The organism is Mycobacterium sp. 663a-19 (assembly GCF_035616495.1).
Classification (GTDB): domain Bacteria; phylum Actinomycetota; class Actinomycetes; order Mycobacteriales; family Mycobacteriaceae; genus Mycobacterium.
The window spans coordinates 426,025-441,362 of the sequence record NZ_JAPJAV010000001.1; the positions used below are offsets into that span (position 1 = coordinate 426,025).

Here is a 15,338-nt window from a genome sequence, read left to right on the forward strand (position 1 = left end):
CCACCGGCACGCTGATGAGAGTTCGCTTGCGCTGATCAGACCGGTTCGAGTTTCGAGATCAGCCAGTTGCCATTGACTTTCGTCAGCGTGACCAGCACGCTGCTTGCCGCGATCGACGGCTCGGGCCGGTCCTTGCTTGTGGTTTGTTGATTCACGAACAGCAGGACCACAGCCGAATCGGGATGCAACTCCGACACCGCGGCCTGGGCGACGATGGCGGTTGCCTTGAGGCCCTTCTGCTTCGCCGCAGGGCTAACGACCTGCGCCGTGAATTTGCTGTAGTAGTCAAGGAATTCACCCGTCAGACGGGACTTGGCGTTCGCGAAGTCCTTGTCGATGCTTTCCTGCGCGTACGACAGTAGCGCGACGGTGCCGTCCTTGGCAGCGCGGGTAGCGGCGTCGGATGCCGCGGTGTTGGTTTCTTGGTCCGGGCGGTACTGGTACACGTACATCCAGGATGCAACGCCGGCGGAACCGACGAAGAATAGCGCCAGCAGTATCGCCACGAGCTTTCGGCGCGGGAGGCGAAGCCAGCGTGGATTTGCCAGCCGACTAGCAGGCTTCTCGTCGCCACCCGTGTGCTCGCCGATGTCGCCGGCTTGCTTGTCGACCTCGTCGATGAGTTCGGGGGCCGACTTCTCGTTTTGCGTCACGGTACGAACTCGACTTTCGACATCTTGAGCAGGCCACCGTCACGGGTCACGGTGACGCTGAGGCGCCAGTTGCGTTGCTCGTTCTTGGCCCCCGCGGCGTTGGTGACTTCGGTTTGAGCCGCGACGAGCACGACTCCTGAATCATGATTATCCGAAATCGACTGCACCGCAGTGCCGGTCACGGTGGCGGTCGTGACAACCTTCGACTCCTGGGCCACCTTGACGAAATCGTCGGCGTGCCTTTCGAAGTCCTTCTTGAAGTCGCCGGTGGAGCTGTCGATGATCCGCTGCACGTCTTCCTTGGCCCTGTGGAAATCAAGCGACATCAGGTTGAAGACGGTCTGCCGGGCGGCAGAGGCAAACTCCGCCGTCCGCTGCCGCTGTTGGGTGGCGTTATGGTGTTGCCACGCAATGACGCCGATCACAGCGCCGAATGCGCAGCTGCTGGCGACTGCGAGCGCGGCGAGCACGGTGGTCCACTTATGTAGGCGCAGCCAGCGGCGCCGCTGCATGGCTGGGGCCGGTGTCGTCGCCTGGGCGTCGCCCTCTCGATCCTGTTCCCCCCCGTCGGCCCCCTCGACGGTGGCGGTGTCACTTGCCTCGGTGTCGTCTGTGCGCCCGGGCGCAGGCTCGGCCATCTCCGATTTGGCTGCCTCGGCATCCTCGGCCTGTCGGCGCAGCTTGATCGCGCGTGCGCGCGCGCGGGCCGCGGCAGCCTTCGCCTCGGCTTCAGCCGCCTCCGCATCCGCCAGTTCGGCCAGGGCCGTGGCCTCGGCAGCGCCGAGCTTGTCTTCCGAGTCTCTCGTCGACATGGGCCCTTTATTGCTGGGGGAAGCCGTGTGCGGCGGCGCGCCGTTGCGGTTGCTGCGCGCCATCACGGCCTCGCGGCCGCGACTGTCGGCGTGCTGCTGGCGACTCCGGACCGCACGGTCACCTCCTAGGGTGCGTCGGTTAAGGCGGTAGACGAGCGGGCCTTGACGGACCACATCGCCAAGACCACTCTACCGCAGTGAACGCTTCGATTGTTTCTCATGTACCACATGGTCGCTGCGAGGCCGGTTGGGATTCGCTCAACCACGCATTCGGCTTCGGCGGCAACTAGCGCCGCCGCAAGCGGTTTGGTGATAGCGCGCCAACGAGTCCTCCTCCATGCCACGCACGGCGCTGAACAGTGAGTCGCCTCGCGGCCTGAGCGCCGCGGTGACGGAGAGACGTTGGCCGTGTGAGGAACCACGACTGTCGAGCGATGTTCGTAGGCTGCTTTGGCGTTGCTTCCCGTCTTCAGGAGTGTGCTGAAGACGCGTTCAGCGAGCCGCAGCCGCCTCGGATCGGCGTCGAGGATCTGCTTGCTTCGCTCGCGGTGTACCGGACGTGATCCAGTTTGCCCGCTGGGGCTTACGGGCGAACTGCGAGACCGATAGAGCGACAGGACGCGGATGGTCGTTGTGCATGCATGAGCGCTGTACACTGCGGCCATGCCGAAGGGTGATCGCGTCGTCGCCCAAGCGTTGCGTGCGGCGCGGACGCGCCGTGGTCTGTCTGTGCGCGAGCTGGCACGCCGTGTCGAACGCTCGCCCAGCGTCATATCCCAGATTGAGACTGGCCTTGCCGCTCCGTCGGCTGCGCTGCTGATCGCGATCGCCCGAGAGTTGGACATCGATCCCGATGATCTCAATTCGACGCCTAAGCGGGCCGCCAAGTGGGCCGGGCGGCCGGCGAAGCCGAAGCCCAGAACACCGCGCGCGGAGCGAGCCGACGCCCGACGCAACCGTGAGAGCTTACTCGAAGCAGCGTCAGTACTGTTCGCTGAACGGGGACTCAAGGTGAGCGTGGCAGAGATCGCAGAGCGGGCCAATGTCACTGTCGCGACGCTTTTTCGGCACTTTCCGAGCAAGCGAGACCTCATTGAGGCCATCAGTCGCGAGCGCGTCAAGGCGGTCGAAGATCTGGTGAAGCGCGCCTTGGCCAATGACGATATCGCCGAACCCCTGATCCAGGCGTTCGAGGACATCCTCGCCATGCAGGCACGAGATCGCGGGCTCGTTCAGCTGATCGAGGCCGCAATTTCGGCCGAACTACACGCGGAATTGATCGGCGCGTGGGCGGAGTTGCTGCAACGCGCGCAGCGCGGCGGCGTCGTGCGAAACGACATCACCAAGGAGGACATTCCGTTTCTGCTGGCGAGTTCCGGCGGAGTGGCTCGGGTGCTGGGAGATCTCGGCCCGAATTTGCGGCGACGCTATGCTCGGCTGCTCGTCGACAGTCTGCGGCCCGGCAATGAAACCCCTTTGGAGTCCGAGCCGCCCTCGATTCAGGACATCGTCACCGCGTTCGGCGGCGCACTGCTCGACGCCTCTTAAAACACGACCGGCCTCGACAGCATGTTCAGCATTGACGTATAGTAGTGAACACTGCGATTAATTGGACGGCAGCGAGCCAGGCCACTCACCGAAGGAGACAGCGTTGGGGCTGACGTCAGGCAGGGGTGGGGTGGTCCCCACTTCAGAACGTGTCGGTGTCAGCGGTTTCGGTCACTTTCACGTGCCGTCGGGTGCGACGCGGCCGGGGGGCTACCTGCGGGTCGCGACGGCAAGCGGCTCAGGTTGGCGATCAACTTGTTCACCGCGGTGTCCGTGATCGTCTGTCGTTCCCGGGTTGCGGCCGCGCGCAGGTCGACGACGCGGCGACGCATCAGCGGATCAGCCGTTGCACGGCCGTAGGCGCTCGGGTTGAGCGTGGATGTGACGACGCGGCTGCGGCGCGCCGGTCCCGGTTGAGAGATTCCTCGAGGAGATAAAAGTGGCCAATCCGATTCGTTGCGAAGTGGAAATCAGGCGGAGTCCCGAAGACGTCTTCGGCTATTTGGTCTCCTTGGAGAACGAGACGCAGTGGAATCAGCAAGTCGCCGAATGCGCGCATGTGTCGGGCACGCCTGCGACGGTCGGTGCGCAGTACCGCCGAACACAGAAGATGATGGGGCAGGAGATGACGACCACGGTGGAGCTCACCGCGGTTGAGCCCCGTAAGCGATTCGCCTTCACCGCACGCGGCGGGCCAGCCACCATCAAAGGCACCTATGACGTCGAACAGGTCGATGGGGGTTCGCGGGTCGTCGCGGCGCTCGATGCCGGCATGATGACAACGCCCATGCGCCCGTTGATCACGCCGCAACTCAACGCCAGCCTCGCCGAGCTCAAGCGGCTGCTCGAGCTCGATGCTTCGTCGTGAAGCAGACTGTCGTAGCCCCGTCCGCCCAGCGATCCTGCGTCCTCGTGGCGACCGGTCTTGGCGGCGTCGTGGCTGTCTGGACAGCCCACCAACCGCGCGCTACCGCGAGACCTTCGTGGCGGACAGCTGTGCTGTACGCGGGCTCCTTGAGCGGGCCGGTGTCCGTTGTCCGGTGATGGACACGGCGCGGTGAGGAACTTTTGGTCGACATCCCATGTTCACTGCGCGATAAAGGTGCGCAACTAGCAGACAACGATTGTGAGGAGTAGCTAATGAAGATGGTGGAGATGGACACGGCAACGACGTTCATGGAACAGCTTGGCAGTGCTGACACAAGCCCGGTAGTGCTGATCAATCGGTTCACCGTTCCGCCCGAGTGTGAAGCGGAGTTCTTGAGCCTCTGGCAGGAGGATGCCGCGTATATGTTGGCGCACGGCTGCCTATCTGCACAGCTGCATAAGGGGACGGCAGGTAGCAATAGCTACATCAACATCGCCTTGTGGGAGAACACGCAAATTTTCGCCCGAGCATTTTGGTCGACGGAATTTCAAAGCTTCGCCCTGCGCTATCCCGATCAGGTCAGCGCTTCACCGCACATTTTCACGAAGATCGCCGTGCCAGGGGTGTGCGTGGCCTGAAGCGGCCGCAGATGAGCGAACTGCATGTCCCGCAATATGATCACGGACCGCACTGAGATCGTTGAGTTGCTCAGCCGGTGCTTTCGAGGGGTCGATGATCGCACCTCGAAGCATGGTGGATGAGCCAGAACGATGGTCAGCCCAGATGTGCCGATAGCAGCCACGCGGCCACCGACTTGTGGCCGTTGGGCTCGTCCCGAATCCCGATGAACTTAGCCTCGTTCGGCACGTCCGCGGGGTTATCCGGGAGAATGGCATGGATGCGTGCAGGCTTGATCTCGTCGACAATCCAGTACTTTGAAGTGATTTCGCGCAACTCCTCGGCGGTCACCGCACACGGGGGGCGGCCCTCCGGGATCGCGGCCCTATCAAAGACCAACACAAAATACGACGCGCCCGGTGCGGCGGCGCGCACTATCGATTGTTGATATCCGTCTCGCGCCTCGACCGGGATGGAGTGAAACAGGGTGCTGTCGACTATGGTGCCGAATCGGGCGTCGTAGCCTGTGAACGAACTGATGTCCGCCACCGCGAAGCTGGAGTTGGTCAGGCCGCGTTTGCCGGCTTCGCGGCGGGCCAACTCGATGGCGGTGGGCGATAGGTCCAGGCCGACCGTGGTGTAGCCCCGTTCAGCGAGATAAAGCGACATCGCGGCCTCCCCGCAGCCGACGTCGAGTACGTCGCCGTGGAATTTGCCTTGGTCTATCAGCGCGGCTAGCGCGGGTTGTGGCTCCCCAAGGCTCCACGAAGGACGCATACCCAGTCCGGTGTCGGTCGATTCTTGGCGGTAAAGCGAATCGAAATCGATGACTTCATTCACAGTCTCAGGCTTATCAATCTCATTGGCATATGTCAAGATGCCTGATATGGATGGATCTGATCTGATGATCAGACGTTGGGCTACTTGAATCGATATTGTTGCCGCACAAGGCAATACCGAACAGCCAAAGGACGACTTATTGAATGCTGCTCATCGGCGGTGCGGGTTTGATGCGCTGACCAACCCGACTCAAATCCGTCCGAAGACACATCCGGGGCCGTTGCACCGCGGCGGCCCCGGTGTATCGGCGCGGTTCGCCCACCGCAAGCTCCCATTAATCGAAGCGCAGAACAACGGGATCCCGTTGGGGTCCTGAGCCGACTGGTCGATCGCGTCGCACGGCAGCGCAACTTCGCGCATGCCTACCAGGGGTCCGGCTGGTAACCAAGTGCCCGTCCTGGCGCAGACGAAGGTCCTGGAATTGGAGTCCAGGCCAAACTCGAACACCGGTTGAGGAACGCAGGGAGCATCCGCGACGACATTTCGCGCCACGTTCGCTACGCAGTCCGCGGCGTCGCAAGAGGCCGACGCGGTACCAGCAGGAGCGATCAGTGCCGCGATCATTGCACCTGCCACGACCGGCACGGCGATGAGATTCTTCAGGTCTGCCCCACGGGTTCGGGTCGGCTTTGGCTCAGCACAAGCGTAGGTCAGTCGACGCAGCTCGCAAAGTGCCTATGCGAGGCAGTTCGCTCAAGCGTGTCGTCGCTCCGCTGATACGGAGCTCCCACATTTTCAACTGACATGATTTCGTGTACACCAATCGGTCGATTGGTGTACGCAGTCATCGGTTAGTAGCTCCGGCTCAAGGGACAGTCGCCGGACGCGTGATGGTTCGGTGATGGCTGTTGGATTGAGTGAGGCCGGGAATGATGACGTCGTCGACGAGAGCTTGTATCGTGCGGCGGGTGGGCGGTCGGCGAGCGATTATGGATCGGAAGACCAAGTACCCGGGCAATAAATCCCGGAGTTCGTCGTTGATTGCGCCAGAATTGATCTCACCCCGGTCGACGGCTTGCTGCAGTACGTGGTGGATCAATGCTTTGGGCTGATCGATGAATTGGTGCTGCAGGGCGTCGTTTAGCGCGCCGTGCCGCGAGACCTCAACTAGAACCGCCTGGATCGTGCTGGCGTGCTTGCGGGCCTGCCGGTAGACCATCTCCGCTGCGCGCAGCAAGTCACCGCGTAAGGTGCCGGTATCTGGCGGTACCGCGAAATGGTTTGTGCCGTAGATGAATGCAGCCAACACCAGTTCGGCTTTCGAGGGCCACCGCCGGTAAACCGTGGCCTTGCTAGCGCGTGCGGCACTAGCGACGGCGTCCACGGTTAATTGGTCATAGCCGTGTTCCTGCAGGAGCTGCAAGGTCACCGCAAGCAACTCTGCCTCTCGTCGTGACCATGGTGATGAATCTGGGGATCGGCCGGCCATCTGGGGCATAGAGGTTCGACGGTCAGGTGCCACGGGCCACCCGTTCCTCGCGGTGGACGATCTCGTCGCCGACGGTGGTGCTGTCGCCATGGCCGGTGTGCACGACGGTCTCGCCGGGCAGCTTGCCGAGTCGCTCGGAGATCGACTGCAGGATCGTCGGGAAGTCGGAGTACGAGCGCCCGGTCGCGCCGGGCCCGCGGGAGAACAGGGTGTCGCCGCTGAACACCATGCGGCCGGCAGGGTGGGTGTTCTCCTTCAACATCTTGTTGTTGGATTTGGGGCCGCATCGCGCCGAGTTCGACCGTATGCGCCGGATCAAAGCCCCGGTGCTGATCGATGAACTAATGGTGCAGGGCTCAGTTTGATTGGTCCGCCCATTCCCATGTCGCGGTGAACGCAGACTTGTCAGGGTAGAGCGGTGGAGTTCGGTCGAAGAACTCTTGTGCGGGCACACCGTCAATCTCCTGGGCGAACGCTAACGACAGCAGTCCACCGGCCTCCTGGGGGAGTTCTTCGACTGGGCGCGACATCTTGGCGCCGCATGCCTCACCTAAGTCCGCGATGTCACGGTCCAGGTTCGGTGCGATGACGATGTCCCACAGATGGTCTTGGATTCTCGAACCGACCGGAGTCCTCCACTGACCTTTCATCCATAGGGTCACATGGCAGCTCTTGGAGTCGATCGCCTCAATCTTCCATCCTTCGCTGTGTGGGAAGGTATCGAACTCGCCGTGCGGAGTGCTCTCGCCCCAGGCGATTTCGTAGTCGCTGAATTTTGTGATGCGGCCTAGTCGGACTTGGTCGTACCCAAGGATTTGGTGCAAGATCGGCACTATCAGGCCCGGCTTCGGGTTGAGCGCGTCTGTGGAGTCACAGTCGATTGCAAGATGGAACTGGTCCAGCGTCATCGCCCTTCGCAAGTCGGACATATATTCCCACGCCTGATCCGCGGAGCAGTCCAGCTCGGCATGACGTTCCTTGAACAGCTGGCGCATCAGCTTTCTCCTTACCGGGTGCAGCGTTCATTGAGTTGCGGCTTGCGGCCGGCCTCGCATACGTCCCACCCCCATTGGAGTGTCGCGTAGGGCAGGATGTCGCATGATACGGAACAGTGATCCATATCACGCGGCAACGTTAGCAAGCCGCGCAACAACGGCGCAAGAGCTAGGACGCGCCACGCTTTTAGGGGCCCAGATTTGATGTCGGGTCGCCGCAGTTGGCCGGCGTCGCAGGTCGTACGCGAGGCGAGCTATTCAGCCGAAACGACGCCCCAGAACGTCCGCCGCATGTACAACGGCTGCGGCGGTGTCCGCGATCCAGGATCGGTCCACGCGGGTTTTCGGCGCGGTGACCGCCAGCGCCCCGCGGACGCGCTTGTTGACATCGCAGATTGCAGCAGCTACCGCGCTAACTTCGCTCTCGCTTTCTGCGTTGTTGATCGCGTAGCCGCGCTTTCGGACATCCGCAAGTTGCTTCAGCAACGCGGAGCGGGTCGCCACGGTGCTCTCCGTAAGAGTTTGCAATTGTTCGTCGGGCAGGAGGATCTCAACATCTGCGTCGGACATTTTGGCGAGTATCGCCTTGCCCACAGCCGTCGCATGCGCTGGCATTATCCAACCGATACGACTGCCGGTACGCACGACGCGAGAGCTTTCCACGCTGTCCAGAAACACAACGTCGGTTCCGCGCAGCACTGCGAGATGACTGGTCTCCTGTGCCTCCTCGGCTAGTTGATTGAGTACGCCGTGCGCCATGATCCGCAAATCCATGTTGCGCACCACCGCCAGCCCGATATCGACGAGTGCGGGTCCGGGTCGGTATGCGCGCGATAACTCATCCTGTTCGACGAACCGATGGTGACTCAGCGTCGAAAGCATTCGATGCACCGTGGATCTGGAGAGGCCCATGTCGCGGCTGACCTCATTGACCCGGATTAGCTTTTGCTTGTCGAACAACGCAAGCAATCGGAGGACGTTGTCGACGGCGCCGATCAAGCCCGGTGGGCGCCCGTCGGGCAACTCTTCAGGCACCGGGTCGTCCAGTCGGCGGTTGCACGCGGTCGGTAAGCGTCATGGGTAAAACGGCCACGTCTGCACGCTATCCCACACCATCCGGGTGCGACCTGCTCTTGCGCAGAGCAGCCGCTAGTGGCACGCTACGGAACAGCGTTCCATACTATGAAACATAGGTGCCTTGATGACCCTGCATGCCGATTTCTCGACCACAGAGCAAGGAGAGATCCACCTCAACCGAAAGATCGAGTTGGCGTTTCGTGGTGACTGGGGTCAGGCGAATTTCACCCGAATTTGCGGTTGGTTGAGCCAGGAAGTCGGTGACCGTGTCGGCGCTGGGTCACGCTTCGCCATATGGAACGGTCGTGGTGGCCGCGATCAGGCTGACGCGCTCGTCGCGGGTGAGGCCGATGTGGCCGTCATGACACCCGCGGCGGCGGTGCGAACGCTGTGCACTGGGGTAGGGCCGTTTGGTGGTCGTCCGCTCACGGGACTTCGGGCCCTGGGCGTCCTCGGGCACCGTGACCGATTGGTCGTTGCGGTCGATGCCGCGCTGCCAGTGGCCTGTGTTGGCGAACTTGGGTCGATCGCTGATCGTCTGACCATCGCAACGTCTCCCGACGACGGGATCAATCCTGTCGGAGTAGTTGCCCACTACATGCTGCGGCTGGCGGGTGTCGACGCTCAGGCATTGACCGCCGCCGGCGCGCAATTCGCCTACGACGAACGCCCGTTCCCTGGGTTGAGCAGCTTCGGTGCCGGAGAAGTCAACGTCCTGATCACTGAAGCCCTAATGACTCCCGGCTGGCAACGTATCGCAGATCGTCGACTCGTTCGCTATCTCGATTGGGGCAGCACGGTTTTCGATGGATTGGCTGAACTTGACTGGCCGGTCGCGACTGTACCCGCGGGGTATTTGCCGGGCTTGGATCAGGACCTGCCCACAGTGGATTTTTCGGACTTCGTCATCCTTTGTCGGGAAGACCTCGACGACGAAATCGCTTATCTCGTCACATGGTGCATGATCCGAACCCGCCAGGCTTTGGAAGCCCAGTACGCGCACCTACCGCCCGAGCGGTCACCGCTCGTGATTCCCATACAGCCCTCACAGATGCAAAACACCCCCGTTCCACTGCATCCCGCGGCCGAACGCGCCTACCGCGACGTCGGCGACAGTGCCAGCGCCGACTCCGCGATGTGGAGCTGAGCCGAGGACGCATCGTGCGACTGTACGTGTTCGACGACCACCGCATCGGCGTCGGCGTGCGAGACAACGGGATTGCCGACATAACGGCGTTGGTCGGGTCGGTGCCTAAGCCCGACCGGATGACCGAGCTCATAACCAGGTGGAGAGACGTAGCCGATGATATCCGGCGTGCCGCGAACGGTCCGGCAGATCACGTGCTGTCTGATGTCGTGATCCGCCCGCCGCAGCCGCGGCCGCGCACAATAGTCGCGGCCCCTGTGAACTACGTGCGACATCAGGCCGAAATGGGCGGTGACGCAGGAGTTTACCGTGGGAGCGACGTCCAGACGATTGAAACGTACGCCGGTTTCCTGAAAGCCAGTTCATCGATCGTTGGGCCCGACGGCGCGATCGAGCTTCCCTTCAGCGATCGACGAGTCGATCATGAGGGTGAAGTTGGGGTAGTGATTGGCCGCACAGCGTCGCGGGTGCCCAGGGAAAGAGCATTCGAGTATGTCTTCGGTTATGTGCCGCTTCTGGATATAACGCTCCGCGGCGCGGAGGATCGATCGTTTCGGAAAAGCTTCGATACGTTCACACCGATCGGACCCGCGATCGTGACGGTCGACGAGGTCGCCGATCCCGCCGACATCGCTTTTCGGCTCAGCGTCAACGGCGAAGAACGCCAAAAGTCGACCACAAGGCACCTGATCTATGACATCGCGCAACTGATCGAACTATACACCGGCGCAATGACATTGCAGCCTGGAGATCTCATTGCGACCGGGACGCCGGAGGGTGTGGGCCCGATCGCGTCAGGGGACCGAATCGATCTGTGGATAGACGACGTCGGTCATCTGAGTATGTCGGTGAGGGCTCGCTAGCCATGACACACGCGAAATGCCTCATCATCGGCGGTGGAATCGGTGGCATGTCGGCGGCCCTTTGTCTGGCGCAGGCTGGATTCGATGTGCATGTAGTCGAGCAAGCATCCGAATTCACTGAGATAGGCGCGGGAATACAATTGGCGCCCAACGCTTTACGCGTCCTCGACAAACTCGGCTTGCTTGCGGATATCGACAGATGTGCCGTCAGGCCGAGGACATTGATGTTTTTTGACATCGATACCGCGGAGCAGCTTGCCAACGTCGATCTCGGAGACTCATTTGCTTCTCGGTACGGCTATTTCTACTACGTGCTGCACCGCGGTGATCTATTGGACATCCTGGTTTCGGCATGTCGGGCTGAACACAGAATCACCATGGAAGCGAACAAGAAGGTCGACCGGATCTGCAACGAACGCACCTGCGCGCGTGTAGGGTTCACTGATGGAACGGCCTATACCGCTGACGCCGTGGTTGCGGCCGACGGGTTGTGGTCGACGGCGCGGGCCCTGCTTTCCAACGACCATCCGGTCTGCTCGGGATATGTCGCCTACCGTGGCGCGGTACCCATAAACGAGATAGTGCCCCTGCACGACAACATCGAGGTTATCTGGATTGGCCCGCACAAACACCTCGTGCAGTATCCGATACGGGGCGGCGAACTCTACAACCAAGTCGCCGTATTTCGCAGCGATCAATTCCGGCAGGGGTTCGATTCCAGCATCGAGTGGGGTACCCCCGACGAACTCGATCAGCACTTCGGCACCGCATGCGATCACGTCCGCTCATCCGTCACATTGCTCAAACGTGAACGGCGCTGGCCGATGTATGACCGGGCGCCCATTGACAATTGGACGCTAGGGCGGGTCACCCTTCTCGGGGATGCGGCTCACCCCATGCTGCAATACCTGGCACAGGGTGCCTGTCAGGCGATCGAAGACGCGCACAGCTTGGCGATGCACATGAGCGCGCACCGTGACGATGTCGTCGCAGCCTTCGCGTCATACCAGAATGATCGGTTGCCTCGCACTGCACAGATCCAGCGGCTCGCCCGTGTGTGGGGCGACATCTGGCACGCCACGGATTCGATCATTCCAGCGCTGCGCAACCGTGTGCTGGCGCGAGACTCGGCCGAGCACTACCGGGATCTGGATTGGCTTTATCAGACATCGGACCGATAGGAGAGCAATGGACGACCCGATCGAAGAGGTAGTCGCCGCCAGCGGCGCACTAGCAGCGGCCGGCTTGACGGACATGGTGTGGGGCCACGCATCGATTCGTGATCCAGACGGCAGGGGCGTCTGGATGAAGGCCAACGGATGGGGATTTGAAGAAGTCAATGCGGCGCGCGTCGCACTGGTGACCCCCGACGGTGCTGTGGCGGCCGGCAACGGGCCCCGCCACCTCGAGTATCCGATCCACACCGAGATCATGGCAGCTCGACCGGATGTGCAGTGTGTGGTGCATACCCACGCTCCGTCTTTGACCGCGTTTGCATCGCTTGACACCACACTGAGGCCAATTTCCCACGACGGCGTGCCTTTTGCAGACGACCTGCCCAGATTCACCGCCACGGGTGCACTGGTCGCGTCGCGAGAACTTGGACAGACCCTGGCATCTCATTTGGGTGGTGCGGCAGCCATCTTGATGCCCAACCATGGGGCAGTCACCGTAGGTCCGGACGCCGCAACCGCCGTAATGTACGCGGTCTTGCTGGAGCGAGCTTGCCGCACCCAGTTGATGGCGATGTCGGCAGGTGGCCCATCGACCTGGTCAGATCCGCGAGAGACGGCTTTCAAACTTGAGCAGTGCTGGGGGCGAGGCCAACTCGATACCGGCTACCGATATCTCACCCGGAAGAGTCAAGGAGACAACCGATGACAAGTGTCACCTCCGAAGACGAGGCCCAACTCTACGACGATTTCATCACGAACGGACTAGTTCCGCTCTGGAGCATACGAGAAGACCTGATGCCGACGGTGCCGAAACCGAATGCGGTGCCGCACTTGTGGCGTTGGAACGAGTTGTATTCGCTTGCACAGCGGGCGGGTGAACTCATCCCGGTCGGACGGGGCGGCGAACGCCGCGCCATCGCGATGGCGAATCCCGGATTAGGGGGGTTGCCGTACGCGACGCCTACGTTGTGGGCCGCGATCCAGTATCTGGCGCCCGGCGAAGTGGCGCCATCACACCGCCACAGTCAGAACGCGTTTCGCTTTGTCCTTGAGGGAGAAGGCGTGTGGACCGTTGTCGATGGTGATCCCGTCGCGATGAGGCGCGGCGATCTACTCCTCACGGCAGGTTGGCAATTTCACGCTCACCACAATCCGAATAGCCAACCGATGGCGTGGTTAGATGGTCTCGACGTGCCGTTCGCCGCTCACATCGATGCGGAGTTCTTCGAGTTCGGCGCTGCCGAGCCGGACGACAGGACCACACCGAAACGCTCTCGATCGGAACGCCTTTGGGGCCACCCCGCTCTTCGCCCGGTATCCGACAGCGACCGCGATCATGGATTTTCGCCACTGGCTGCCTACCGCTGGGAGCACACCGACGCCGCTTTGCGCGCCCAGCTCGAATTGGAAGCAGCGGGGCATCACGGAGTGGTGAGCGCGGGCCATGCGGCGGTGCGGTTCACCAATCCCACCACAGGCGCGGATGCACTTCCGACAATCCGCACCGAAATGCACCGGATCGCACCGGGCGCAACTACGCTGACGACCCGAGAAGCCGGATCCAGCGTGTGGCAGGTCTTCGACGGGACGGGCTCGGTCATCCTCGATGATCAGCGTCGCGACATCGAACGTGGAGATGTCTTTGCGGTGCCGTCTTGGTGCGCGTTCCGGCTCGTCGGCGACGCGGAGCTGACATTGTTCCGGATGAGTGATGCTCCAATCTTCGAATTACTCCGCCTAAACCGGAAGGCCACCACATGAAGCTGGCCACAATCCGTACCTCTACCGTGGGCACTGCGGCGGTCCGCATCGACGATGACGAAGCCGTCGAAACGGGATATTCGGATGTAGGTGCGCTCCTTCTGGAGCCGGACTGGCGCAACATAGCAGCTCGCGCCGAAGGCATCCGGCATGACGCGGCAACCCTCGACTACGCGCCCGTCATAAGAAATCCGGAAAAAATAATCTGCGTCGGTCTGAACTACCGCTCGCACATCCTCGAAATGGGACGCGAAATACCGGAATATCCCACACTGTTCGCAAAGTTCCCCAGTGCGTTGATCGGCGCCTACGACGACATCGTGCTACCCGGTGTGTCAGATGCGGTCGACTGGGAAGCAGAACTGGCTGTGGTGATTGGAACATCCGTGCGTCATCGCGATGTCGCACAAGCGCATTCGGCAATAGCTGGCTATTGCGTGCTGAACGATATAACCGCCCGAGACTGGCAGTACCGCACGGTAGAATGGCTGCAGGGCAAGACGTTTGAGTCTACGACTCCCATCGGCCCATATTTGGTCACCGCAGACGAATTCGACATTGTGACGGCGAGCATCGAGGCCCGCCTCGATGATGAGATAGTTCAATCCGCAAAGCTTGACGATCTGGTATTTGGGCCCGCCGAACTCATCGCGTATCTGTCAAGGGTACTGACCCTGCGGCCCGGCGACATCATCGCCACCGGAACGCCCGGGGGAGTGGGACACGCCCGGGACCCCAAGCGATACCTGACCGCTGGAGCGGTGATCACGACGACGGTGACAGGACTGGGCGAGTGCCATAACCGCTGCCAGGAAGAGAAGATACATGCCGCCTGATCATGCCAGGGTTGAAAGATGGCTGGGCAGCGAGACCGCGCGGCTACTCCGCACCGTAGAACTGCTCCGCGAACGAGACCCCTTGGAGCCGAGCGCACTTCCTGACTGGTCGCTCGGCCAGTTGTTGACCCATATCGCTCGAAACGCCGATGCGCTGTGCAACCTTTTGCAATGGGCGAAGACTGGAATCGAGACACCTATGTATGCCTCGACCGAACAACGAAACGACGACATCAACCGAGGTGCGCTGAGATCCATCGCAATTATCGTTGACGACGTGGTCTCGACGGCGCGAAAATTCGATGCGGCACTGCGATCTATGACGCAGGATGATCGGCGGCAGGGAGTGAGGACCGCTCAAGGCAGATCGATTCCGGCGTCGGAGATTTCGTGGCTTCGCCTGCGCGAAGTAGTGGTGCACCACGTTGATCTCGGTGCGGACTTCGACGCCATCCCTGGCGACCTTGTCGGCGAGCTCCTCAACGAGGTGGCAGCGATGCTGCAAGCAAAACCTCAGTGGCCGTCGATCGCGTTGGAGGCCACGGACTCCGCGTTCGCTGTTGCAGCCAGCGGTCCTGTCGTCGAGGGGACATCGACGCAGTTGTTGGGCTGGCTCACCGGTCGGTCGAAGGGCAGCGACCTCCGAGTCGGCCCCGGCGGCCTCCCCCCGTTACCGACCTGGCTGTGATCACGATGCAATCCCGCAGCTAGCAAGT

General features: G+C 61.7%; 16 protein-coding genes and 1 pseudogene. 10 read left to right on the forward strand and 7 right to left on the reverse strand.

Annotated elements, in window-relative coordinates; translation table 11 throughout:
• Window positions 1-35 precede the first annotated feature (35 nt).
• Together OQ968_RS02170 and OQ968_RS02175 are read right to left on the reverse strand one after the other, a co-directional pair.
• Window positions 36-653 carry a twin-arginine translocation pathway signal gene (locus OQ968_RS02170; RefSeq protein WP_324674183.1) on the reverse strand — a complete coding sequence of 206 codons (618 nt, stop codon included), beginning with the start codon at window positions 651-653 and terminating at the stop codon, window positions 36-38.
• Window positions 650-1,465, reverse strand: a complete 816-nt coding sequence (locus tag OQ968_RS02175) for a hypothetical protein (RefSeq protein WP_324675018.1) — start codon at window positions 1,463-1,465, stop codon at window positions 650-652. Before OQ968_RS02175 ends, OQ968_RS02170 begins: the two co-directional genes overlap by 4 nt.
• A gap of 663 nt (window positions 1,466-2,128) precedes the next feature.
• On the opposite strand from OQ968_RS02175, the gene OQ968_RS02180 reads away from it, so the two are divergent.
• From OQ968_RS02180 to OQ968_RS02190, 3 genes are all read left to right on the forward strand, one after another.
• Complete coding sequence (locus tag OQ968_RS02180; protein ID WP_324674185.1) at window positions 2,129-3,013, forward strand: TetR family transcriptional regulator; 885 nt, start codon at window positions 2,129-2,131, stop codon at window positions 3,011-3,013.
• 439 nt (window positions 3,014-3,452) lie between these two features.
• Window positions 3,453-3,881 (forward strand): SRPBCC family protein, encoded by a 429-nt coding sequence (locus OQ968_RS02185; protein ID WP_324674187.1) that lies wholly within the window; start codon window positions 3,453-3,455, stop codon window positions 3,879-3,881.
• Window positions 3,882-4,153: 272 nt separating this feature from the next.
• Complete coding sequence (locus OQ968_RS02190; RefSeq protein ID WP_324674189.1) at window positions 4,154-4,519, forward strand: antibiotic biosynthesis monooxygenase family protein; 366 nt, start codon at window positions 4,154-4,156, stop codon at window positions 4,517-4,519.
• Between the two features lie 136 nt (window positions 4,520-4,655).
• Here the strand turns inward: OQ968_RS02190 and OQ968_RS02195 are convergent, their stop codons facing one another.
• The 5 genes and pseudogenes from OQ968_RS02195 to OQ968_RS02215 form a co-directional block, all read right to left on the reverse strand.
• A complete protein-coding gene (locus OQ968_RS02195; protein ID WP_324674191.1) occupies window positions 4,656-5,339 on the reverse strand; it encodes a class I SAM-dependent methyltransferase in 684 nt (227 codons plus the stop codon).
• 805 nt (window positions 5,340-6,144) lie between these two features.
• Window positions 6,145-6,777 (reverse strand): TetR/AcrR family transcriptional regulator, encoded by a 633-nt coding sequence (locus OQ968_RS02200; protein WP_324674193.1) that lies wholly within the window; start codon window positions 6,775-6,777, stop codon window positions 6,145-6,147.
• A 13-nt stretch (window positions 6,778-6,790) separates the two neighbouring features.
• Window positions 6,791-7,009 (reverse strand): annotated as a pseudogene (locus OQ968_RS02205) (MBL fold metallo-hydrolase); the annotation flags it as partial.
• Window positions 7,010-7,124: 115 nt separating this feature from the next.
• Window positions 7,125-7,763, reverse strand: a complete 639-nt coding sequence (locus OQ968_RS02210) for a hypothetical protein (RefSeq protein WP_324674195.1) — start codon at window positions 7,761-7,763, stop codon at window positions 7,125-7,127.
• Window positions 7,764-8,021: 258 nt separating this feature from the next.
• Window positions 8,022-8,798 carry an IclR family transcriptional regulator gene (locus OQ968_RS02215; protein ID WP_324674197.1) on the reverse strand — a complete coding sequence of 259 codons (777 nt, stop codon included), beginning with the start codon at window positions 8,796-8,798 and terminating at the stop codon, window positions 8,022-8,024.
• 166 nt (window positions 8,799-8,964) lie between these two features.
• On the opposite strand from OQ968_RS02215, the gene OQ968_RS02220 reads away from it, so the two are divergent.
• From OQ968_RS02220 to OQ968_RS02250, 7 genes are read left to right on the forward strand one after another with little or no spacing between them, the layout of a single operon-like run.
• Window positions 8,965-9,987, forward strand: a complete 1,023-nt coding sequence (locus OQ968_RS02220) for a TAXI family TRAP transporter solute-binding subunit (RefSeq protein WP_324674199.1) — start codon at window positions 8,965-8,967, stop codon at window positions 9,985-9,987.
• Window positions 9,988-10,001: 14 nt separating this feature from the next.
• Window positions 10,002-10,850 carry a fumarylacetoacetate hydrolase family protein gene (locus tag OQ968_RS02225; protein ID WP_324674201.1) on the forward strand — a complete coding sequence of 283 codons (849 nt, stop codon included), beginning with the start codon at window positions 10,002-10,004 and terminating at the stop codon, window positions 10,848-10,850.
• A 2-nt stretch (window positions 10,851-10,852) separates the two neighbouring features.
• Complete coding sequence (locus OQ968_RS02230) at window positions 10,853-12,031, forward strand: FAD-dependent monooxygenase (RefSeq protein WP_324674203.1); 1,179 nt, start codon at window positions 10,853-10,855, stop codon at window positions 12,029-12,031.
• A 7-nt stretch (window positions 12,032-12,038) separates the two neighbouring features.
• Window positions 12,039-12,731, forward strand: a complete 693-nt coding sequence (locus OQ968_RS02235) for a class II aldolase/adducin family protein (RefSeq protein ID WP_324674205.1) — start codon at window positions 12,039-12,041, stop codon at window positions 12,729-12,731.
• The gene (locus tag OQ968_RS02240) at window positions 12,728-13,786 is read left to right on the forward strand and encodes a cupin domain-containing protein (RefSeq protein WP_324674207.1); all 1,059 of its coding nucleotides are present in this window, start codon (window positions 12,728-12,730) and stop codon (window positions 13,784-13,786) included. Before OQ968_RS02235 ends, OQ968_RS02240 begins: the two co-directional genes overlap by 4 nt.
• Window positions 13,783-14,622 carry a fumarylacetoacetate hydrolase family protein gene (locus tag OQ968_RS02245; RefSeq protein ID WP_324674209.1) on the forward strand — a complete coding sequence of 280 codons (840 nt, stop codon included), beginning with the start codon at window positions 13,783-13,785 and terminating at the stop codon, window positions 14,620-14,622. The genes OQ968_RS02240 and OQ968_RS02245 overlap by 4 nt, the downstream gene beginning before the upstream one ends.
• Window positions 14,612-15,310, forward strand: coding sequence for a maleylpyruvate isomerase family mycothiol-dependent enzyme (locus OQ968_RS02250; RefSeq protein ID WP_324674211.1), 699 nt, complete (start codon window positions 14,612-14,614; stop codon window positions 15,308-15,310). Before OQ968_RS02245 ends, OQ968_RS02250 begins: the two co-directional genes overlap by 11 nt.
• Window positions 15,311-15,338: the final 28 nt, after the last annotated feature.

Excerpts from the sequence above, each read along its gene's own strand:
- OQ968_RS02180 (WP_324674185.1), top strand. The coding sequence starts at position 2,129 with ATGCCGAAGGGTGATCGCGTCGTCGCCCAAGCGTTGCGTGCGGCGCGG.
- OQ968_RS02230 (WP_324674203.1), top strand. The coding sequence starts at position 10,853 with ATGACACACGCGAAATGCCTCATCATCGGCGGTGGAATCGGTGGCATG.
- OQ968_RS02235 (WP_324674205.1), top strand. The coding sequence starts at position 12,039 with ATGGACGACCCGATCGAAGAGGTAGTCGCCGCCAGCGGCGCACTAGCA.
- OQ968_RS02210 (WP_324674195.1), bottom strand. The coding sequence starts at position 7,763 with ATGCGCCAGCTGTTCAAGGAACGTCATGCCGAGCTGGACTGCTCCGCG.
- OQ968_RS02175 (WP_324675018.1), bottom strand. The coding sequence starts at position 1,465 with ATGTCGACGAGAGACTCGGAAGACAAGCTCGGCGCTGCCGAGGCCACG.
- OQ968_RS02190 (WP_324674189.1), top strand. The coding sequence starts at position 4,154 with ATGAAGATGGTGGAGATGGACACGGCAACGACGTTCATGGAACAGCTT.
- OQ968_RS02250 (WP_324674211.1), top strand. The coding sequence starts at position 14,612 with ATGCCGCCTGATCATGCCAGGGTTGAAAGATGGCTGGGCAGCGAGACC.
- OQ968_RS02240 (WP_324674207.1), top strand. The coding sequence starts at position 12,728 with ATGACAAGTGTCACCTCCGAAGACGAGGCCCAACTCTACGACGATTTC.
- OQ968_RS02220 (WP_324674199.1), top strand. The coding sequence starts at position 8,965 with ATGACCCTGCATGCCGATTTCTCGACCACAGAGCAAGGAGAGATCCAC.
- OQ968_RS02245 (WP_324674209.1), top strand. The coding sequence starts at position 13,783 with ATGAAGCTGGCCACAATCCGTACCTCTACCGTGGGCACTGCGGCGGTC.
- OQ968_RS02200 (WP_324674193.1), bottom strand. The coding sequence starts at position 6,777 with ATGCCCCAGATGGCCGGCCGATCCCCAGATTCATCACCATGGTCACGA.